This window comes from Kitasatospora sp. GAS1066B (genome assembly GCF_041262605.1).
GTDB lineage: Bacteria > Actinomycetota > Actinomycetes > Streptomycetales > Streptomycetaceae > Kitasatospora.
In genome coordinates this window covers 103,381-123,680 of the sequence record NZ_JBGCCO010000013.1, presented here as the reverse complement: position 1 = coordinate 123,680, position 20,300 = coordinate 103,381, and the positions used below count along the sequence as shown (strand labels likewise).

At 72.1% G+C, this 20,300-nt stretch carries 14 protein-coding genes, 1 tRNA gene and 1 other RNA gene; 10 read left to right on the top strand and 6 right to left on the bottom strand.

Translation table 11 applies throughout. The features are described from left to right. Positions 1 to 102 precede the first annotated feature (102 nt). Together ABH937_RS16960 and ABH937_RS16955 are read left to right on the top strand one after the other, a co-directional pair. A complete protein-coding gene (locus ABH937_RS16960) occupies positions 103 to 1,080 on the top strand; it encodes an ATP-binding cassette domain-containing protein (RefSeq protein WP_280691007.1) in 978 nt (325 codons plus the stop codon). Then, complete coding sequence (locus ABH937_RS16955) at positions 1,077 to 1,856, top strand: ABC transporter permease (protein WP_280691005.1); 780 nt, start codon at positions 1,077 to 1,079, stop codon at positions 1,854 to 1,856. Before ABH937_RS16960 ends, ABH937_RS16955 begins: the two co-directional genes overlap by 4 nt. On the opposite strand, the gene ABH937_RS16950 is transcribed toward ABH937_RS16955, so the two are convergent. After that, on the bottom strand, positions 1,840 to 5,115 hold the full coding sequence (locus tag ABH937_RS16950) for a BTAD domain-containing putative transcriptional regulator (protein WP_280691004.1): 3,276 nt from the start codon (positions 5,113 to 5,115) through the stop codon (positions 1,840 to 1,842). The two genes, ABH937_RS16955 and ABH937_RS16950, sit on opposite strands and share 17 nt — an antisense overlap. Positions 5,116 to 5,272: 157 nt before the next feature. Further along, positions 5,273 to 6,331: a S9 family peptidase gene (locus tag ABH937_RS16945; protein ID WP_280691003.1), complete on the bottom strand. Its 1,059-nt coding sequence runs from the start codon at positions 6,329 to 6,331 to the stop codon at positions 5,273 to 5,275. Between the two features lie 246 nt (positions 6,332 to 6,577). On the opposite strand from ABH937_RS16945, the gene ABH937_RS16940 reads away from it, so the two are divergent. Next, positions 6,578 to 8,674, top strand: coding sequence for a hypothetical protein (locus ABH937_RS16940; protein ID WP_280691002.1), 2,097 nt, complete (start codon positions 6,578 to 6,580; stop codon positions 8,672 to 8,674). Here the strand turns inward: ABH937_RS16940 and ABH937_RS16935 are convergent. Then, entirely contained in the window at positions 8,662 to 10,269 is a 1,608-nt protein-coding gene (locus ABH937_RS16935; protein ID WP_370218673.1) for a translation initiation factor 2, read from the bottom strand. The two genes, ABH937_RS16940 and ABH937_RS16935, sit on opposite strands and share 13 nt — an antisense overlap. Between ABH937_RS16935 and ABH937_RS16930 the strand changes: the two genes are divergently transcribed. After that, on the top strand, positions 10,269 to 10,400 hold the full coding sequence (locus tag ABH937_RS16930; protein WP_370218672.1) for a hypothetical protein: 132 nt from the start codon (positions 10,269 to 10,271) through the stop codon (positions 10,398 to 10,400). The genes ABH937_RS16935 and ABH937_RS16930 overlap by 1 nt on opposite strands. A 197-nt stretch (positions 10,401 to 10,597) precedes the next feature. Here ABH937_RS16930 and ABH937_RS16925 read toward each other — a convergent pair whose 3' ends face one another. Further along, a complete protein-coding gene (locus tag ABH937_RS16925) occupies positions 10,598 to 13,813 on the bottom strand; it encodes a glycosyl hydrolase family 18 protein (protein ID WP_370218671.1) in 3,216 nt (1,071 codons plus the stop codon). 321 nt (positions 13,814 to 14,134) lie between these two features. On the opposite strand from ABH937_RS16925, the gene ABH937_RS16920 reads away from it, so the two are divergent. Together ABH937_RS16920 and ABH937_RS16915 are read left to right on the top strand one after the other, a co-directional pair. After that, positions 14,135 to 14,797: a sigma-70 family RNA polymerase sigma factor gene (locus tag ABH937_RS16920; RefSeq protein ID WP_280690997.1), complete on the top strand. Its 663-nt coding sequence runs from the start codon at positions 14,135 to 14,137 to the stop codon at positions 14,795 to 14,797. After that, a complete protein-coding gene (locus tag ABH937_RS16915; protein WP_280690996.1) occupies positions 14,794 to 15,036 on the top strand; it encodes a zf-HC2 domain-containing protein in 243 nt (80 codons plus the stop codon). The genes ABH937_RS16920 and ABH937_RS16915 overlap by 4 nt, the downstream gene beginning before the upstream one ends. 10 nt (positions 15,037 to 15,046) lie before the next feature. Here the strand turns inward: ABH937_RS16915 and ABH937_RS16910 are convergent, their stop codons facing one another. Continuing rightward, positions 15,047 to 15,277, bottom strand: coding sequence for an anti-sigma factor (locus ABH937_RS16910; protein WP_280690995.1), 231 nt, complete (start codon positions 15,275 to 15,277; stop codon positions 15,047 to 15,049). A 318-nt stretch (positions 15,278 to 15,595) separates the two neighbouring features. On the opposite strand from ABH937_RS16910, the gene ABH937_RS16905 reads away from it, so the two are divergent. Then, positions 15,596 to 16,822, top strand: coding sequence for a PP2C family protein-serine/threonine phosphatase (locus tag ABH937_RS16905; RefSeq protein WP_280690994.1), 1,227 nt, complete (start codon positions 15,596 to 15,598; stop codon positions 16,820 to 16,822). Between the two features lie 320 nt (positions 16,823 to 17,142). Here the strand turns inward: ABH937_RS16905 and ABH937_RS16900 are convergent. Continuing rightward, positions 17,143 to 17,227: transfer RNA gene (locus tag ABH937_RS16900), tRNA-Ser, on the bottom strand. Between the two features lie 132 nt (positions 17,228 to 17,359). Between ABH937_RS16900 and ffs the strand changes: the two genes are divergently transcribed. The 3 genes from ffs (at position 17,360) to ABH937_RS16885 (ending at position 20,150) form a co-directional block, all read left to right on the top strand. Continuing rightward, positions 17,360 to 17,450, top strand: an RNA gene (gene ffs, locus ABH937_RS16895) — signal recognition particle sRNA small type. 69 nt (positions 17,451 to 17,519) lie between these two features. After that, the gene (locus ABH937_RS16890; RefSeq protein ID WP_370218670.1) at positions 17,520 to 19,712 is read left to right on the top strand and encodes a DNA polymerase III subunit gamma and tau; all 2,193 of its coding nucleotides are present in this window, start codon (positions 17,520 to 17,522) and stop codon (positions 19,710 to 19,712) included. 93 nt (positions 19,713 to 19,805) lie between these two features. Continuing rightward, positions 19,806 to 20,150 (top strand): YbaB/EbfC family nucleoid-associated protein, encoded by a 345-nt coding sequence (locus tag ABH937_RS16885; RefSeq protein WP_280690971.1) that lies wholly within the window; start codon positions 19,806 to 19,808, stop codon positions 20,148 to 20,150. Positions 20,151 to 20,300: the final 150 nt, after the last annotated feature.

The window sequence follows — 20,300 nt, the reverse complement described above, 5'->3', positions numbered from 1 at the left end:
AGGTCGTGTCAGCGAGCTGTCAGCGATGCCTCCAGGGGCTATCAGCGGGTCCGGCCATGGTGAGCACGTCAGCAGGAAGCGACCAGGAAACAGGCGGACAAGATGACCACCTCAGACCAGCCGGCGATCGTGGCCACCGGGCTACGCAAGTCGTACGGCGCGAAGACCGTCCTCGACGGTGTCGATCTGCACGTCCCGGCGGGCACGATCTTCTCGCTGCTCGGGCCGAACGGGGCCGGCAAGACCACCACGGTGCAGATCCTCTCCACCCTGGTCCGGCCGGACGGCGGCCAGGTGCGGATCGCCGGGCACGACCTGGCGGGTGAGCCGGACGCGGTGCGGGCGGCGATCGGGGTCACCGGGCAGTTCTCGGCGGTGGACAAGCTGCTGACCGCCGAGGAGAACCTGCGCCTGATGGCCGACCTGCGCCATCTGGGCAAGGCCGAGGGCCGCCGGCGGGCGGCCGAACTCCTGGCGGGATTCGACCTGGTGGACGTGGCCAGGAAGCCGGCGGCCACCTTCTCCGGCGGGATGCTGCGGCGGCTGGACCTGGCGATGACCCTGGTCGGCGGCCCGCGGGTGATCTTCCTGGACGAGCCGACCACCGGCCTCGACCCGCGCAGCCGGCGCGCGATGTGGCAGATCATCAGGGACCTGGTGGCCGGCGGCACGACCATCTTCCTGACCACCCAGTACCTCGAGGAGGCCGACCAACTCGCCGACCGGATCGCGGTGTTGGACGGCGGGCGGCTGGTCGCCGAGGGCACCGCGCACGAGCTCAAGCGGCTGGTCCCGGGCGGGCACGTCAGCCTGCGGTTCACCGACCCCGACGGCTTCGAACGGGCGGCCCGCGCGTTCGGCGAGGTGACCTGCGATCAGGACGCGCTCACCCTCCAAGTGCCCAGCGACGGCGGCGTGGAGTCGCTGCGCTCGCTGCTCGACCGGCTCGACGCCGAGGCGATCGAGGTCGGCGGCCTGACCGTGCACACCCCCGACCTCGACGACGTGTTCCTCGCCCTCACCGGCCGGTCGACCGCGACCAACCGGCCCGCCACCACCGAACTGGAGACCACCCGATGAGCACCAGCACCGCCGCCTACGCCCTGCGCGACTCGTCGACCATGCTGCGGCGCAAGATGACGCACGCGCTGCGCTACCCCGGACTCTCGCTGGGCGCCGTCATGGTCCCGGTCGTCTTCCTGCTGCTCTTCGTCTACGTGCTCGGCGGCGCCCTGGCCACCGGCGTCGGCCACGGCAGCGCCTACATCAACTACCTGGCCCCCGGCATCATCCTGATGACCGTGACCGCCGCCGCCACGTCCACGGCGGTCTCCGTCTGCACCGACCTGACCGAGGGCATCATCGCCCGGTTCCGGACCATGGCCATCTCCCGGGCCTCGATCCTGGTCGGCCACGTGCTGGGCAGCGTGATCCAGACCATGGTCAGCGTCGGGATCGTCATCGGACTCGCGCTGGCGATGGGCTTCCGGCCGTCCGCCGACCCGGTGCACTGGCTCGCGGCGATCGGACTCATCACCCTGCTGACCTTCGCGGTGACCTGGCTGGCCGTCGCGCTCGGCACGCTCAGCAAGACCCCGGAGGGAGCCAGCAACATCGTCCTGCCGCTGGCGCTCCTGCCGTTCATCGGCAGCGCGTTCGTCCCCACCGGCTCCATGTCGGGCTGGCTGCGCTGGTTCGCCCAGCACCAGCCCTTCACCCCGATCATCGAGACCATCCGGGGCCTGCTGATGGGTGGCCCGATCGGCGACAACGGCATCATCGCCGTCGCCTGGTGCCTCGTCATCGCCGTGGCGGCCTCGCTCTGGGCCACCAGGCTGTTCAACCGCCAAGCGTGACGGCGGCCAGCTCCCGCACCGCCCCCACCGTCCCCAGCGACAACCCGGCACCGCTCCGCGCCGCCTCGGTGAACTCCTCGCCGAGCGCGGCGCGCGCCGCGTTCTCCACCCGTGCGGGGTCGGGACGGGACAGGTCGGGGCCGCCCCGCACCGCCCGGCTCGCGGCCAGTAGGCAGGCCGCCTGGCGCGGGCTGCCCTGGCGCAGCGCCTGGTCCGCGACACCGACCAGGATCTGGCCGAGGGTGGGCGCGTGCATGGACTCCAGCGCCAGCGCGAGCGCCTCGCTCCGGTGTGCCCGGGCCGAGGCCAAGTCGCCTTCGGCGGCGTCGAGATGACCCAGCGAGTCGAGCAGCATGGCGCGGAACACCGGGTGCACGGCGATGCCCTGGACGAGCTCCGCCGCCTGCGCCAGTTCGGCCCGGGCGGCGCTCGGCCGGTCGGCCCAGCGGGCGAGTTCGGCCCGCGAGTGGGCCAGCCCGGCCAGCGCGTCGGACCACGGGACCTGCCGGGCCTCCCGCTCGGCCCGCGCCATGACCGAGGCACTGCCCACCCGGTCGCCGAGCAGCCAGCGCCACTCGGCCTGCTTGCCCCGCGCGTACAGCCGGTCCTCCAGCACTCCGAGCTCGATGACCACGGCATCGGCCTGTTCGAGCAGGTCCAGCGCGCCGGTGTAGTCGCCGCGCCGGGCGACCAGGTCGGCCAGCACGCTGAGCGCGAAGGAAGTGCCCCAGCGCTCCCCGATCGCGCGGAACCCGGCCAGCGCCTGCCGGATCCGGGTCTCCGCCTCGGCCGGCGGGCCGCCGACGTTGACCAGCGCGCGGGCGCCTTCGAGCCGGGCGGAGGCCCGCACCCACGGATCCGGGTCGTCGAGCAGCTCCGCCCAGGCCCGGGCCGGTCCTTCGAGGTCGTCGGCGCCCGCCCGCACCCGGTCCATCGGCGCCAGGAAGCGCACCAGCGGGTGGCTGTCGCCGGTCCGCCGGCCGAGATCCCTGGCCGTCGCCAGCAGGTCCCCGATCCGGCGCTCGTCGCCCAGCCCGGCGGTGGCCAGCAGGACGGATATCGCGCAGGCCACGGCCCGCGCCCCGTCGTCGGCCGGGCCCGGCAGGGCCATCGCCCGCGCGGTCAGTTCGGCGCCCTCGGCCTGGTGACCGCCGAGCCACCAGTACCAGCCGGACGCCGCCGCGAGCCGGACCGCGGTCGCGGCGTCGCCCGCCGCGAGCGCGCCGCGCAGCGCGGCGGTCAGGTTGTCGTGCTCGGCGGCGAGCCGGCCCAGCCAGGTCAACTGCTCGGCCCGGCGCAGGTACGGCTCGGCCCGCTCGGCCAGCTCGGTGAAGTAGCCGGCGTGGGCCCGGCGGATCGACTCCAGCTCGTCGGCCTCGGCCAGCCGCTCCAGCCCGTACGCCTTGATGGTCTCCAGCATCCGGTAGCGGCCGTCCTCGGTCGACACCAGCAGCGACTTGTCGACCAGTGAGGCGAGCAGGTCGAGCACCTGGTCCCGGTCGACGGGGCCGGCGCCGGGCTCGTCGGCGCACACCTGCTCGGCCGCGTCCAGGGTGGCGCCGCCGGGGAACGCGGCGAGCCGGCGCAGCAGGGCCCGCTCCGGTTCGTCGAGCAGCTCCCAGCTCCAGTCGACCACCGCCCGCAGCGTCCGGTGCTGGCGCGGTGCGGTCCGCGAACCGCCGGTGAGCAGCCGGAACCGGTCATCGAGGCGGGCGGCCAGCTGCTCGACGGTCATCGTGCGCAGCCGGGCTGCGGCCAGCTCGATCGCCAGCGGCATGCCGTCCACCGCGTGGCAGATCCGGCTCACGGCCGGCAGGGTCCGCTCGCTCACCGTGAAGCCTGATCTGGCCGTGGCCGCCCGGTCGCCGAGCAGCCGGACGGCGGGGGAGGTGAGTGCCTCGGCCACCGCCGCGTCGTGCGACGGCAGGCCGAGCGGCAGCACCGGCCACAGCGCCTCGCCGGTGAGACCGAGCGGTTCCCGGCTGGTGGCCAGCACCTTGACCTCGGGGCAGTCGCCGAGCACCCGGTCGACCAGCGCCGCGGCCGCCTCGATCAGGTGCTCGCAGTTGTCCAGCAGCAGCAGGAGCCGGCGGGTGCGCAGCCCCGCGACCAGCCGGTCCAGCGGCTCGGCGGCGGCTTGGGGCTGCTCCCGCAGACCCGACGCGGCCAGCACGGCCTGCGGCAGGTCGGCGCCGTCGGTGACCGGGGCGAGCTCCACCAGCCAGACACCGTCCGGGAACCGGTCGAGCAGCGGGCGGGCGGCCTCGATCGACAGGCGGGTCTTCCCGGCGCCGCCAGGACCGGTCAGCATGGTCAGCCGGTGCTCGTCGACCAGCCGCCCCACCTGGCCGACGTCCTCGTCGCGGCCGACGAAACTGGCCAGCCCCGCCCGCAGGTTGGTCGGCGGCCGGTGCTCGACGGCGGGCGGGGCCGGGTGTTCGGCGGGCGGTTCGGCCAGTGGCTCGGCCGGGTCTTCCGCCAGGTGTGCGGGGTGGGCGCGGGTCGCCGCGGCCGGCTCGGGGATCGCCGCCAACTCGCCGCGCAGCACGGCGGTGTGCAGCGCGGACAGCTCCGGCGACGGGTCGGTGCCCAGCTCCTCGGCGAGCACCTCGCGCGCCTGCTCGTAGACCGTCAGCGCCTCCGCCGGCCGGCCGGCCGCGACCAGCGCCCGCATCAACGACCCGACCAGCCGCTCCCGCAGCGGATACTCGGCCACCAGCGAGGTCAACTCGCCGGTCAGCTCCCGGCCGTGACCGATCCGCAGATCCGCCTCGATCCGGTCCTCCAGCGCGGCCATCCGCAGCTCCGCCAGCCGCACCACCGGCCCGCGGAAGAAGTCCACGCTCGCCACGTCCAGCAGGGCCGGCCCGCGCCACAGCTCCAGGGCCGCACGCAGCAGCCCGGCCGCCGTCGCGGCGTCCCCGGGCAGCGCGGACCGCCCGGCCGCGGTCAGCCGCTCGAACCGCACCACATCGACCGCGTCCGGCTCGATCACCAGCCGGTACCCGGCCGGGTGGGACTCCACCGTCACCCCCGGCAGCCCCCGCCGCAGCCGCGACACCAGCGCCTGCAGGGCGTTCGGCGCCCCCATCGGCGGGTCCTGCTCCCAGATCCCGTCGATCAGCAGGTCCGCGGAGACCACCCGGCCCGGTTCCAGGGCCAGCAGGATCAGCAGCGTCCGCAGCCGCGCACCCCCCACCGTGACCCGGGCACCGTCTGCGGCTCTGACCTCCAGCGGCCCCAACAACGCGATCTGCATGAGCGCATTGTGCTACCAGGGCGACGGCGGCGGGGACCGGATTCCGTGCCCGTCCTGCCATGGCCGTCCCGGCTGCGGACGCCGGAGCGTACGCGGCAGCCGGGCGAACGGCCGTTGACGATCCGCACGCTGGGCGGTCCCGGCGCCGCCCGCCCGGTCAGCGGACCGGCTCCCGGAGCCGCGCGGCGAGCCAGTCCGCGGTGGCCGGGAGCCACTGCGCGCGGGCGTTGCCGAGCAGGTGGTCGCCGTGCGCGACGAGCAGGTACTCGCCGCGCGGGGCGGCCGCGGCCAGTGGCGCGCCGTTGGTCACGCCCGGGATCCGGTCCAGGCCCCCGTCGACGACCAGCAGCGGCTCGGAAATGCTGCCCGCGACCGGCGTCAGGTCCAGGAGGCGTGCGAACTCCCTTGCGGCGTCCTCGGATCCGCAGCGCTGGGTGAGCGTCTCGGTGACGAACGGGGGCAGCTCCGCCCAGTCCAGCGCGGTCGGACCGCTCACCGTCGCGGTGGCCCGCACCCGCGGCTCGCGCGCGGCGGTCAGCGCGGCGTAGTAGCCGCCCATGCTCAGCCCGATCACGCCGATCCGCTCGTGGTCCAGGTCGGAGTGGGCGTCGAGGACGTCCAGGACCGCGCCCACCACCTTGTCGTAGTCCGGTTCGGGGGCCGAACTCGCGGCGAGCAGGCCCTGCCCCGGCCCGTCGACGGCGGCGACGGCCAGGCCCCGGTCGAGCAAGGCGTCGGCCACGTCGTGGAACTCCTCCTTGCTCGAGTCCATCCCGGGCACGAGCACCACCAGCGGCGGGCGCGCGACGCCGGCCGGGCGCCGGAGCCGCCCGATGAACCCCGGCCCCTCGATCCGCACGGCCGCCGGCTCCAGCAGGGCCAGCGAGCGGTGCATCGCCTGGTCGGCGGCAGCCTCGGCCCCCGCGAGCGCCGCCCGGTCGGGGTGCGGCAGCACCGTCGCGCAGTGCAGCCACCCCGCGGCGGTCCGGTAGGCGGCGGCCGCCGACACGGTGTTCCCGGCCGCCTCGGCACGCTCCCCGGCGCCGAGATGGGCCCGACCGGCCTGCACCAGGGCGGCGGGCCAGTCGTACAGCGAGGTCAGCGCGGCGGTCACCCGGTCGTACTCGAACGGGTCCGCCCCGCCGCCGACCACCCGCGAGCGGTTGGCGGCGACGAAGGCGGGCAGCAGGTCGGGGCTGTCGAAGAACGAGGTCATGGGAACCACTCGACCCGACCCGGTGGGTGACGGTCCAACAGCCGATCCGCCACTTCGACAGCTGCCGGTTGTCAGCCGAGGTCGGGGCCTCGCCGGCATCCTCGACGATGTCCAGCTGGGGTGCCTTCGGGGGCTGCCGGCTCCTCCTGGTCTGAGCCGACGTCCGGCAGGTCCGCGAAGAGGTCGCCGGATGCTTGATCGGGCTGTCTGACCGTCATGCCCGCCCCGCCAGCGTAGGGTTGGCGGGTGGCTGAGGAGACGTACAACAGCGTTGACGGGCAAGCCCACGTGGGGGCGGTGTTTCAGGCCCGGCACATCGGCGAGCTGCATCATCATGTGCACGCCCCAGTCCCTCCCGAGCAGCCGGCTCCGTTCCAACTCCCGCCTGAGTTGCCGTACTTCGAGGACCGCAAGGCCGAGCAGGAACGCATCCTGCGGGCTGCGCGGAGCCATCCTGGCCATGGCGGGCCGCTGGTTGTCGCGCTGACCGGGATCGGCGGGATCGGCAAGACCGCCATGGGGTTCAACGTCGCACGCCGGCTCAGTGATCGGTTTCCCGACGGGGTGCTGTACCTCGACCTCGACGACCTGCGCCGCGATGGAGTGGTGGAGCCCGCGGACGCGGTCGGGGAGCTGCTGACCGGTCTGGGCGTCGCTCCCGACTGGCTGGAGAGGTCCTTCGCGGGCCGCTCGAAGCAGTACTGGACCCGGACCCACAGCAAGCGCCTGCTCGTGGTCGTCGACAACGCCCGCTACGGCAGCGAGGCTCTGCCGCTGCTGCCGTCGTCCGCGGGGAGCCTGGCGATCGTGACCAGTCAAGGCCAGCTCCACGACCTCGACGGGGTGGCCACCGTGGAGGTGCTGATGACCCCGCTGGAGCTGGACGACGCGGCGCGGCTGCTGCGGCACATCGTGAACGACCCGCGTCTGACGGCGGAGCCTGACGCCGTGACGGAGTTGGCCCTGGGCTGTGCTGGGCTGCCCGCGGCACTCCAGGTCGCGGGCCAGTGGATTCGCAAGTACCGCCGGCGCAGCCTGACCCGGCTGGTTGCCGACCTCACCGCGGAGCTGCACGAGAGGGGCATCCCCATGGTGGAGGCGGTGTGGGACGCGGCGTACTCCGGACTGGGACCGGAGGCCGCACGGACGTACTGCCTGCTGTCGCAGTTCCCTGCTCCAGTCGTCACGGCCCTGCCCGTCGCCGCGCTTCTGGGTGGCGGGCTGGTGCAAGCCGAGGACGCCCTCGAGGAGTTGGAGGCGGCCGGCTTGTTGGAAGGCAGGCCCGATGGCTTCCGCATGCATGACCTGCTGCGCGGACACGCCGACCGCCGCTCCCGCCTGGCCGACGCTGACGCAGTGCAGTCGGCGCAGGCGCGTCTAAGGGTGATTCGCTGGTACCGCAGGCAGGCTGCCAGAGCCGACCTGTTGGCGGCCGGCCCGCGGATGACCTTCGCCGCGGTCGAACCGCCGGTCGGTGACACCCCCGATGTCGAGTTCGCCGGCAAGGTGGAAGCCCTGCGGTGGATGGAGTCGCACAGGCTCGCCCTGTACGGCTCTGTCCGGATGGCCTTCGAGTTCGGCCTGTACGAGCACGCGTGGGCGCTCTGCGAACCACTGTGGACGCACTTCCTCGACCATCCGCACTACGCGGATGTCATGGATGCGTTCCAGGCCGGCGTTGCCGCCGCCGACCGGTCGGAGCACCTGCAAGCGATGGTCCGGATGCGGTGCCAGCTGGCCCGACCGTTGTGGGAGCAGGAGCGGTACGAGGAGGCGGCGGAGCAGCTCCAGCAGGCGTTGAGCGCGGCCGAGGCCATGGGCGACTCGTCGCAGGAGCGCAAGCTCAAGGCCTCGGCGGTGGAGTTCCGCGGAAAGCTGAAGTCCGTCCAGGGCGAATGGCACGCTGCGGCCGTGGACTTCGAGCTTGCCAGGCAGGAGCATGCGGCGATCGGGAACGCCTACGGAGTGCTGCTCCAGACCTATCTGCTCGGCCAGGCCGCCCTGGGCACGGCCGAGCCCGAACGGGCGGTCGAACTGCTGAGGGAAGCACATCGAATGGCCCGCGAGCAGGAGCGAGCCCGGATGACCGCACGGACCGGCTTCGAACTGGGCCGTGCGATGCGGCGCTTGGGACGTGCAGCAGAGGCGGCCGCGCTGTCCCAGCAGGCATTGGCACACGCCCGCGAGCGGGGCGCGACCACCGATGAGGTTCGCGTCCTGAAAGAACTCGCCGGTCTCGCGGAGGAGACCGGGGCGAGCGCTGAGGCGGCGGAGTACCGGGAGGCGGCACGGATGCTCGTCGAACGCCTGGGTGGCGCTCTCGACACGGATCAGAGTTCGTAGTCGAGATCGGCCTCGTCGGGTTGCGTCACCCTGACTTCGACGGTGATCGGGCCGACCGTGCAGGTCAGCGTGGCTTGAGCCGTCGGACCGGTGGCGTCGGCCAGCCACGCGTGAACTGCCGAGAGCGCAGCGGCCGGGTCCACCCGGAGAACCCGGCCGTCCGCGTTGCGGACCCCGATGTGGACGCTGAGCAGCCCGGCCGAGCGGTGCCTGACCAGGCACCGCTCGGGCGTGAGGATCGCGGCGGCGGTCCGGCACCCGGGAAGTTCGGCCAGAGTTCGGGCTGTCCAGCCGGCCGCCGTCCACCTGTTGGTCGAGACGGCGTCAGGTGCGTCGTGCGGAGCCGGCCCGCTGCGGCGCCAGAGCAGCGACGCGCTCTGCAGATGCCGGGGGCCCGCCACAGGGTGTTCGGCTGCCAGGTGGTGCGCTGCCACGGAGGTGAACGCGGGAAAGCGCTGGACGTTGACCCGGAGGTCGGACACTTCGGCCCGTACCGCGTAGGCCGGGGGCCGACCCGCAGCCGGATTCGGATGGGGAAGTGGGGGCGCCTCGATCGGAACGCTCCGCGGTCGCAGCCGCAGCAGCCGGTACAGCTCACGGCGAAGCCGAACCAGCGACCTGCCCTGCAGTGAGAAGGCGGTGTCCGCGAATCTGCGGGTGCCGGCAGCGGCAGCGGCCTGCAGCGCGTCCGGCAGGGCTGCGGCCTCGGGCAGCGACGGCACCGTGGCCAGCAGGTCCGACATGGGGCTGCCGGGTATCAGCTCGCTCCCGCCGTCGTAGGCGCCTACGACGGTTCGGTCGAGCGCGGCGGCGTAGAGCGCGGTGGAACCGTGGTCGGTGATCACCGCGTCGGCAGCGACCAGGAGCGCGGCCCACTCCTCGTGGGGCCTGGCCAGGACGAGGCCTGCCCCCAGAGCGGGCGCGAGCTGCCGGGAGAGGTCGAAGGTTCCGGTTCTGCTGTACTCGTTGGGGTGCAGGACCAGCGCGAACTGGTAGCTGTCATGGGGGAGTCCGCCGACGAGGGCGGCCGGCAGCTGTGGTCTCCTGGCCAGCAGCGACTCCGGGCCCCAGGTGGACGTGAGTACGACGAGGCGACGCTCGCCGGTGCCCAGCGAGGATCGGTACTCCTCCCGAAGGCTGACCGAGCGCAGAATCCGGTCCAGCGTCGGATCCCCCACCACGGTTGCCTTGGCGGCGGCCGGCGCACAGCGCTCGGCGAGACGGTCCAACTGGCTGGCGTGGGCCAGCGCGTGGAGGGCGGCCCGGGGATTGCCGCCGTCGAGCAGGAAGCGAGGGTCGAGGCCCGACGGGAGGTCCCAGGAACCCTCATGGCTGATGGTCTTGTTGAAGCCCGCGCCGTGCGGGAACAGCACGAGCGGCCCGGACAGAACCCGGAGCGGTCCCTTCGGACTTGCGGTCAGGATCAGGTCATGCGGACGGCGGCGGGCGTCCTCCCACGCGACGCTGCGGGCACCGGAGCGCTCCAAGGCCGCGAGGGCGTCCACATCGAAGTCAGAGCCCGGCACCAGCGTGAAACGGGTGCTGATGCGCTCGTCCCCGGCGAAGACCGGCAGGACGTCCAGGAGCCGGTGCAATGCGCCCGCCGAACGAACGGCGAGAAGTACTGCCCGCTGCCCGCTGCCCGCTGCCCGCTGCCCGCTGCCCGCTGCCCGCTGCCCGCTGCCCGCTGCCCGCTGCCCGCTGCCCGCTGCCCGCTGCCCGCTGAATCTTTCAACCCTAGCAGGAGGATTCGGGTGATCGGAAACGCGCTCGCTCTGGGGCGAGTCGTATGGGGCCTCCTGGGGCATGACGGCGATCGTACCGGCAAGAGCCGTCCGGCCCGGACCGCCGAGCGGTCCGGGCCAGCCGGCGCCCGAGGGCCCGCGCCGCGCGTGAACGCCACGCGGACCCCTCGGCGTCGGATCAGCCCGTGCCGGTGGCCGCCTTGACGAGGGTGGCTGCCGGGTCGTCGGACTCGAGGGAGTACATCATGACGCCCGCAAGCCCCTTGTCGCCGATGTACTGACGCTTGAAGGCCAGCGACTGCGGGCTCTCTATGCTCCAGAAGTTCGTTCCGTCATAGATCCACGCACTGTCCGTGGTCTGGTCGAAGAACGTGTGGGCGGTCGTGATCTTGCCTGCCGCCTTCAGCTCCTTGTAGTCCGCCACGCCCGGCTGCGCGGAGTCGGCGAACGCTGCCGTCGGCCCGGTCACGCTCTGGTACAGGCCGTGGGTCGTGCCGGCGGGTACCCCGGTCCAGCCCCGGCCGTACAGCGGGACGCCGAGGATCATCTTGCCGGCGGGGAAGCCTCGCTGCAGAAGGGTGTTGACGGAGGCGTCCACCGTGAACCCCGTTCCGGCCGCCGGGCTGGACGGCGAGTCGTACAGGGGTGCCTGGGCGTTGGTCGGCCCGTGCGTGTCGAAGGCGCCGTGGTAGTCGTAGGCCTCGACGGTGCCGAAGTCGAGGTACTGGCTCATGGCCGCGGGCTGCAGTTGGGCGATGTTGGCCGGACCGGCGGGCAGGACGGCGGTCGTCAGGTAGTGCTTGCCGCCGCCCAGGGCGTTCAGCTGGGTACGGAACTCCTGCAGCAAGGCGACGTAGTTCGCACCGTCCTGCGGGGAGTGGAAGTTGCCGACGTGGCCCAGGTCGGTTCCCGGGAACTCCCAGTCCAGGTCGAAGCCGTCGAAGATGCCCGCGGCCGCACCCGGGCCGCCGGCCGGGTCAGGGGCGAGCTTGGGCAGGTTGCCCTTGATGTACAGGTTGATGCACGAGCTGACGAACTTCTGCCGGGACGCAGCCGTCGCCGCGACCTTGGAGAAGTACTTCGAGTAGGTGTACCCGCCGAGCGACACCAGCATCTTCACGTTCGGGTACTTGGCCTTCAGCTCCTTGAGCTGCTGGAAGTTGCCGCGCAAGGGCTGGCTGTAGGTGTCGGCCTTGCCGTTGACGCTGGTGCCGGCGGTGTACTCCTTCTGGTAGTCGGCGTACGCGTCGGAGGACCCGTCGTTGCCGGAGACGCTGTTCGGGTCGCTCACCGACGGCTTGTTGGCCGCGAAGCAGGTCAGGTTGACCGGGTCGATGTTCTCGAACGCGTAGTTCAGCACCGTCAGCCTGCCGGCGATACCCTCGGTGTCCAGATTCTTCGGGTAGAAGGCGTTGGCGTAGGTCGACCAGCTCGTGTAGTAGGCGATCCGCTGGGCGGGCTTGCCAGGGTTCGGCGGCTGCACCGTCAGGTTCTCGAAGGTGTCACCACCACCGCCGGAGTCGTCGGGCCCGTCGTGATCGGCGGTCGGCGCACCGGCGGGGTCGAAGGGCGTGTAGAACCAGTCCTGGTTGGGCTGGAAGTTGCAGGTGTAGACGTCCAGGTAACCCCGGCTCGGATCCTGGGGGTTGCCCGCGACGTCCAGGCAGAGGCTGTGGTTGAGAACGCTGACGAACAGGGTCGTGCCGTTGTTCTGCGGTTCGGGTTGCCATCGCTGGCTCTGCTGACCCGAGCAGTTGTAGATCACCAGCTCCCGTCCGCTCACGGCCGACGTGCTGTTGTGGATGTCCAGGCACCTGCCGCTGCCCACACCCCGAAAGGACACCGACGCGTCAGGATAGGGCACCACGTTCCAGCCCTGGTTGACCATGAGGTCGCGGTGGTAGGAGATGACCCTCGAGTCGTTCGTCGTCCCGCCTCCCGACACGTCCATGATCCCGCCGTCCCCGATGGACTCCAGGGCGATCGGGTCCGAAGGCGGTGTCTGCACCGGGACGTTCGCGTTCGCCGGGGTGTAGGTCGGCGTGAAGATGAACCGCTCGTTGGGCGTGTTGTCGCAGGAGTAGAGGATCGTGTTCGTCTTGTTGTTCGGGTCGCTCTGGCCGCCACTGAGGTTCATGCACAGACCGGGCAGGAACGCGCTCAGGAACTCGTACTGACTGTTGCCCAGGTAGAGCGGTACCCAGCGCTGGCTCGGCTGGCCGGTGCAGTCGTACAGCGAGAGCGGGGTGCCGGCCCCGGGGTTCCGGTCGCTGTGGGTGATGTCGATGCAGCGACCGCTCCCCGTCCCCTGGAAGGTGACCTCCTCCTTGGGTGTGTCGGTGTAGAAGTTCACTTTCCAGCTCTGGTTGGCACCGCCGTTGCGGTGGTAGCCGACGATCGGGGTCAGGTTCGCGGTGCCCTGCCGGTCGACGTCCAGCACTCCCCCGGCCTGCATGTTCTCGATCGCCTGGGGTATCGGGGCGCCGGACGGCGAGGTGAACAGCTGCGTCGGCTCGGCCGCCGCGCGCAGCGGCCCGAACCCGACCGCGTAGTGGTCGGCCGAGGCGCCGGTCAGCCGCTCGGTCACGGCCGGCGCGGCACCGGTGGTGTAGACGGCGTAGTCGAGTTCGCCTCCCGACTGCTGGGTCGCCTGCCCCGTGGTGGCACGGGCCGAGCCGACGGGAATCTGGAGACTGCTGGGCTCCCGGTTGAAGTCGCCGATGGCCGCCCAGGCCTCGACCCTGTTCCGCCCGGTCACGAAGGTCCTGATCGCGTTGACCAGGGCAGGGGCATCGCCGCCGCCGGTGTCCGACCGTGCATGGACATCGAAGTACCAGGTGGTGCCGTACAGCAGACCCAGGGTCGCCCGGCCATGACCGGTCGGGTTCGGAATCGCGGCGACCGCGTCGGCCGCCCGGTGCGCGACGATCGCGAGATTGTTCCGGCCGCCCAGGTATCGCGGCTGTCCGATGGCGGTGTTGCTGTTGGGATCGGTCTGGAGGAAGTAGACGTCCAGGTTGGTCATGCCGCTCGTCCACTGCGAGTGCGTCACCTGGTTCGCCGCCCCGATGTTCGGCAGGTTCACGGCGTTCGCGTTGGCCAACTGCGCGGCAGGTATGACCACCGGCGCCGTTCCCTGAGCCGGGGTCGGCGGCGCGGCGCCGACTTCCTGGAGCACGACGATCTGGGCCCGAGCGGCATAGCCGCCGACCGTCGTGGTCCATTTGCTGTCGCCACCAGCGGTGGCCCCCTGCATGTTGTACGTGATGACCGGAAGATCACCCAACGTCGCGGCGGCCGGCCCGGCGGTCAGCACGCTCACCGCGCCTGCCAGGCACATGGCCAGCAGCACGGCAACGGACCGCCGCCTCCTGCCGGTTGTCGATCTGAACATCGGCTTCCCCTCCCTGCGAGGCAAGCGAGGTCACCGCCGAGCGGTGACCTCGGGACCGTCGCCACATCGCGGTCCGCAGGAGTAGTCCCGCTTCCCGGCCCAGCGTTACAGCGTCGACCCGGGAGCCGCTCAGGCAGGACGCCGGGCGCCGGGGCGGCCGTGACGCGGTATCGGCACAGCTCGGGTGTGCCGACACCGCCAGAACTGGGAAGCCACGGGCGGCGTTTGACTGCCTACCAAAGCCTTCCGCCGGCGCGGAGGGCCAGACGGGATGGGTATCGTGCGGTGAGCGCCCCTGTATCCCGACCGCGAGGAGCCTTCGTGGCACGCGATGTCCCACTGCCGCCCGACGACGAGATGGTGGAGCGTCTTCGCGGCGGGGACGAGGCGGCCTTCGCGCTCGTCCTGGACCGCTGGTCACCGTCGATGCTGCGCCTGGCCAGGTCGTTCGTGTCCACGAACGCGACGGCCGAGGAAGTGGTGCAGGAAGCCTGGCTCGCCGTCATCCAGGGCCTCGCCCGCTTCGAGGGGCGCGCCTCGCTCAAGACCTGGGTGTTCCGCATCCTGGTGAACACCGCCAAGACCCGGGGCGCCAAGGAGAGCCGCACCCTGCCGTTCAGCAGCCTGCTCCCCGAGGACGAGGGGCCCACCGTCGACCCGTCACGGTTCCGGTCCTCCGATCCCCACCCCGGCCACTGGAACCCGGGGCAGCGACCGCAGCCCTGGATGCTGCCGGAGGACGCCGCGCTGAACACCGAGGTCCGCGCCGTCCTCGCCGAAGCCCTGTCCGCGCTGCCCGACCGTCACCGGATCGTGGTGACGCTGCGTGACATCGAGGGCCACGGCTCCGACGAGGTCTGCGACATGCTGAACATCTCCCCCGGCAACCAGCGCGTGATCCTGCACCGGGCCCGAGCCGCGGTGCGCACGAGGCTCGAAAGCTACTTCAGCGCCGCCGCCGCGCAGCACCAGGACGCGCCATGACCTGCTCCGAGCTCGTCGAGCTCGTCACCGGGTACCTCGACGGCGCGTTGGACGAGAGGTCCGAGACGCTCCTCGTCGTCCACCTGGATGGGTGCCCGTCCTGCCGGGCCCTGCTGGAACAGCATCGGCAGATCATCCGGCTCCTCGAGCCGACGGCCCTGCCCACCCCCCTGCCGACAGCCCTGCCGCCGGCGCGCAGGACGATCCTGCTGGCCGCGTTCCGCGACTCGTCTCGCTGAGGCGGAGCCGCTACCCGCGCCGGAATCCACGGAAGGCGGTCAGCAGTTGGTCCTTCGCCTGCTCCGACAGGCTGTCGGCGGGGAGCACGCCGAGGGTGTGGATGGTCTGCCGGAACTGCTCCAGATACGCCTCGCATCCGTCACAGGCGGCGAGGTGCTCGACGAAGCGCGCTTCGTCGGCCTCGGGCAGGGCGCCGTCGAGGAAGTCCGTGACCAACTCGACGAACTCGTCGCAGTCCACGCGTTCCCATCCCTTCACGCCGCACGCCCGTGCCACGAGGGTACCGGTGTCCGCCAGCGGCAGCGCTCGCCCAGCGTGGGCACCGCGACATGACGAAGGCCCGGACGCAGAGGCGTCCGGGCCTTCGTCTGCCCTGGCGGGCGGGTGCGGAGAATACGGGATTCGAACGCGTGAGGGGTTGCCCCCAGCACGCTTCCAGAACTGGGACCATGATCCGGTAGTGGCAACCTGTACGCCCTGGTCGCGTCGACGACGTCGCTCGGCAGCCTCCCTATCGTTGAACCACATGACTGCGGCGCACGGTGAGGCGGGCGGAGCATGACAGGCGCGGACATCGACTATGCGGCCGTGTTTCAGGCACTGCCTGGCATGGTGGCGCTGCTGACCCCTGAGCTGATGTACGCGGACGCGAACGAGGAGTTCGTGCGTATGTCCGGCCGTACACGTGAGCAGCTGGTGGGCAAGTACCTCTTCGACGTCTTCCCCGACAACCCGAACGACTCGACGGCGACAGGTGCGCGGAATCTGCGCGCGTCGCTCCTGCGGGTGCTGGAAACCGGGGAGCGTGACGCCATGGCGCTGCAGCGTTACGACGTCGAGTCCCTGGAGCGGCCGGGTACGTGGACGGAGCGGTACTGGAGCCCGGTGAACGCTGCCGTGCTCGGGCCCGACGGCCGTGCGGCCCTGCTCGTGCACCGGGTGGAGGAGGTGACCGAGCTCATCAAAGCCCGCGGTGGCACGGACGGCGGCCGGGCACGGGTGCTGGAGGCCGAGCTCTACACGCGGGCCCGCGAGCTGCAGGAGATCAACGAACGGCTGCGGCAGGCCCACGCCCGGGAACGCGAAGTGGCTCTCGCCCTGCAGGAGGCCATGCTGCCTGCCCCGAGACCGGTGGGCCACCACCGGGCTGCCGTGCGCTACCGGCCCGCCGTAGGCGCGCTGAACGTGTGCGGTGACTGGTACGACCTGGTCGACCTGCCCGGCGACTGCATCGGGGTCGCCGTCGGCGACGTCGTCGGTCACGGCCTCAGCGCTGCCTGTGTCATGGGTCTGCTCCGCAGTGCGTTGAGCGCGGCCTCACTCGTCGCCAGCGGCCCCGCCCAGGCGCTGGAGGTTCTCGGCCTGTACGCCCGCTCGGTCGATGGCGCCGAGAGCGCCACGGCTGTGGAGACCCACATCGACTGGGACACGCACACGATCAAGTACAGCAGCGCAGGCCATCCCCCGCCGGGCCTGCTGCACACCGACGGCACCGTCGAGTTGCTGGACCAGGCCACCGACCCGCCACTCGGTGCCCGCCCGGAACCCGTCCCCCGTCCGGAGGCAGCCATCGCATTCAGCGAAGGCGACACGCTCGTGCTCTATACCGACGGGCTGGTCGAACGCCGCCGTGAGGACATCGATACCAGCCTCGCCCGCCTCGCCAACTCCCTCAGGTGCCACCGCGGGCTCGCCCCAGAACCCCTCGCCGACGCACTCCTGCACGACCTCCTGCCGGTAGGCGGCGCCACCGACGACACCGCCCTGGTCATCGTTCGGCTCTGATCACGCCGAGCCGGCAGCTGTCCGGGGAGATGGAGGCTCTCGGGCGATGCCCGGCGCCGGGCACCCAGTGCTGTGTGAATGCGATGGTGGCGGTGTCGCTCAGGCGGTCGGGCGGGTCTCGAAGCCCACGAGCCCTTCGGGTTCCTCCTCGTGGACGCGGACCCGGTCCACCACGGGCACTGCGTGCGCGAAACCGGCAGGCAACAGCCGGCTCCGCTGCGGGCCGACACGTTGGTCGAAGCGGAGCTCCGGCATGAGGGAACGACGAAGGCCCGGACTGGTGAACAGTCCGGGCCTTCGTCTGCCCTGGCGGGCGGGTGCGGAGGATACGAGATTCGAACTCGTGAGGGGTTGCCCCCAACACGCTTTCCAAGCGTGCGCCCTAGGCCTCTAGGCGAATCCTCCGTGGGAGAGCTTAGCCCATGTTCAGGGGTGCTCGCGAACCGCTATGTCGCAGGTAGGGGGTGCGGGTGGCCTGCGGATCGGAGAGTGGGGGAGTGGGACGGAGTGGGGGTCGGGATCCGGTACTCTGGTGCCAGCCCCTCGTGTGGCGTTATCTCTCTGAACCCCCCCAGGGCCGGAAGGCAGCAAGGGTAGGAGGGCTCTGGCGGGTGCACGAGGGGTCCTTGCGTTCCCGGGGGAAGCCTGGGGATGAGGGACGACGCGTTTGTCCGTGCGTCCCGATATCGTCGGTGGCGTGTCCCTAGCCCTGTACCGCCGCTATCGCCCCGAGACTTTCGCCGAGGTCATCGGGCAGGAGCACGTGACCGCTCCGCTCCAGCAGGCCCTGCGCAACAACAGGGTCAACCACGCGTACCTGTTCAGCGGCCCGCGCGGCTGCGGGAAGACGACGAGCGCGCGGATCCTGGCGCGCTGCCTCAACTGCGCGCAGGGGCCGACGCCGACGCCGTGCGGGGAGTGCCAGTCCTGCCGGGACCTGGCGACGGGCGGACCCGGGTCGATCGACGTGATCGAGATCGACGCCGCCTCGCACGGTGGTGTGGACGACGCGCGTGAGCTGCGGGAGCGGGCGTTCTTCGCGCCGGTGCACAGCCGGTACAAGATCTTCATCCTGGACGAGGCGCACATGGTGACCTCGGCCGGCTTCAACGCGCTGCTGAAGGTGGTGGAGGAGCCGCCGGAGCACCTCAAGTTCATCTTCGCCACCACCGAGCCGGAGAAGGTGATCGGGACGATCCGGTCCCGGACGCACCACTATCCGTTCCGGCTGGTGCCGCCCGGGACGCTGCGGGACTACCTGACCGAGGTGTGCGGCCGGGAGGGGATCCAGGTCGAGGACTCGGTCTTCCCGCTGGTGGTGCGGGCCGGTGCCGGGTCGGTGCGTGACTCGATGTCGGTGATGGACCAGCTGCTCGCCGGGGCGGCCGAAGGCGGTGTCACCTACAAGATGGCCACCGCGCTGCTCGGTTACACCGACTCCGCGCTGCTGGACGAGGTGGTCGACGCGTTCGCCGCGCAGGACGGGGCGACGGTCTTCCAGCTGATCGACCGGGTGGTCGAGGGCGGGCACGATCCGCGGCGGTTCGTGACGGACCTGCTGGAGCGGCTGCGGGATCTGGTGATCCTGGCCACCGTGCCGGAGGCCGGGGAGAAGGGGCTGATCGACGCCCCGGCCGACCGGGTCGCGGTGATGCAGGCGCAGGCCGACCGGTTCGGGGCGGGGGAGCTGAGCCGGGCCGCCGACATCGTCAACACCGGGCTGACCGAGATGCGGGGCAACGCCGCGCCCCGGCTGCAGTTGGAGCTGATCTGCGCCCGGGTGATGCTGCCCGGCGCGTACTCGGACGAGCTTTCGCTGATGGCGCGGCTGGACAAGCTGGAGCGCCGGGGGGTGCTGCCGGGCGGCGGGGCGGTCCCGGGCCCGACGGCCCCGGCGGTACCCATGGCCCCGACGCCTCCGGTCGCACCGGCGGCGATGCCCGCTCAGCCGCAGGCCGCTCCGGTGGTCCAGCCGGCCCCGGCTCCGGTAGCGCAGCCCGCCCCCCCGACGCCTGCCCCCGTCGGCCCGGCCCCCGGGGCCTGGCCGATCCCGCGCAGCTTCGCCGCCCCCGGCGAGGCCGCGCCGGCGCCCGTGCAGCCGCCGGCTCCGGTGCAGGCGGCGCCGGCCCCCGTGCCCGTCGCGCCGCAACCGACGCCCACGCACCAGGCGGGCTCGTCCGCGCAGCAGCAGCAAGGGGCGGCCCAGGTCCGGCAGATGTGGCCACAGGTGCTGGAGGCGGTGAAGAACCGGCGCCGGTTCACCTGGATCCTGCTCAGCCAGAACGGCCAGGTGGCCGGATTCGACGGCAGCACGCTGCAGGTCTCGTTCATCAACGCCGGCGCCCGGGACAGCTTCGTCAGCAGCAACAGTGACGATGTGCTGCGCCAGGCCCTGGCCGACGCGCTGGGGGTCGACTGGCGGGTGGAGTGCATCGTCGATCCGTCCGGCGGCACCCAGACTCCGCAGCCCGGTGGCGGTGGCGGTGCCGGCGGTTGGGGCGCGGCCCCGCAGCCGCAGGCCCCGCGCCCGGCCGCCCCGGTGGCGACGGCCACGGCGGTCGGCGGCTTCGGTGGCCCGCCGCCCGGGCAGGCCGGGGCCGCTGCGCCGAGTCCGGTCCCGCCGGGCCCGGCTCAGCCGACGCAGGCCGCACCGCCGGCCCCCACGCCGCAGGCTCAGCAATCGCGACAGCCGCAGGCCCACGGCCAGGCCCAAGTCCACGGCCAGGTCCAGGCGCAGGCCCGGCCGCAGGCGGTGGATCCGGAGGACGAGGAGGTCTCGGCCGACGACGTCGCCGTGGCCGGGGTGCCCGAGGAGAGCGTCTCGGGGCAGGAGTTGATCATCCGTGAGCTGGGCGCGACGGTGTTGGAGGAGATCCAGCACGGCGGCTGATCGCTGCCAGGGTCGCCGGGGCCGGCGGGTGCTGCCGAGCGCGTAGGCTCGACTCGAGCTACCTACTCACTTGTACCCAGGCAGGAGTGACCCGTGTTCCCTGGCGGCCAGCCCAACATGCAGCAGCTGCTCAAGCAGGCGCAGAAGATGCAGCAGGACCTCGCCACCGCCCAGCAGGAGCTGGCCGAGACGAAGCTGACCGGTTCGGCGGGCGGCGGCCTGGTCGAGGCGACGGTGACCGGCAGCGGAGAGCTGGTGGCGCTGACCATCGCCCCGGCGGCGGTCGACCCGGACGACACCGAGACGCTGGCCGACCTGGTGCTCGCGGCGGTCCGTGACGCCAACGCCGCCGCGCAGAAGCTGCAGGCGGACCGGATGGGCCCGCTGACCCAGGGCCTGGGCGGCATGGGCGGCGGCATCCCCGGCCTGCCGTTCTGACGTCGGACGTCCATCCAGGGCCGGACACCTGGGGTCCGACCGCGGCGCGGTTGCGACCCGTCGGGCCCGTCGCCGGCCGTGACTTCTCGGAGTCACGCAGGGGAACTGTTCGATCAGAGTCGACTTTCGGGCGTCGGACGCTGTGTCCGG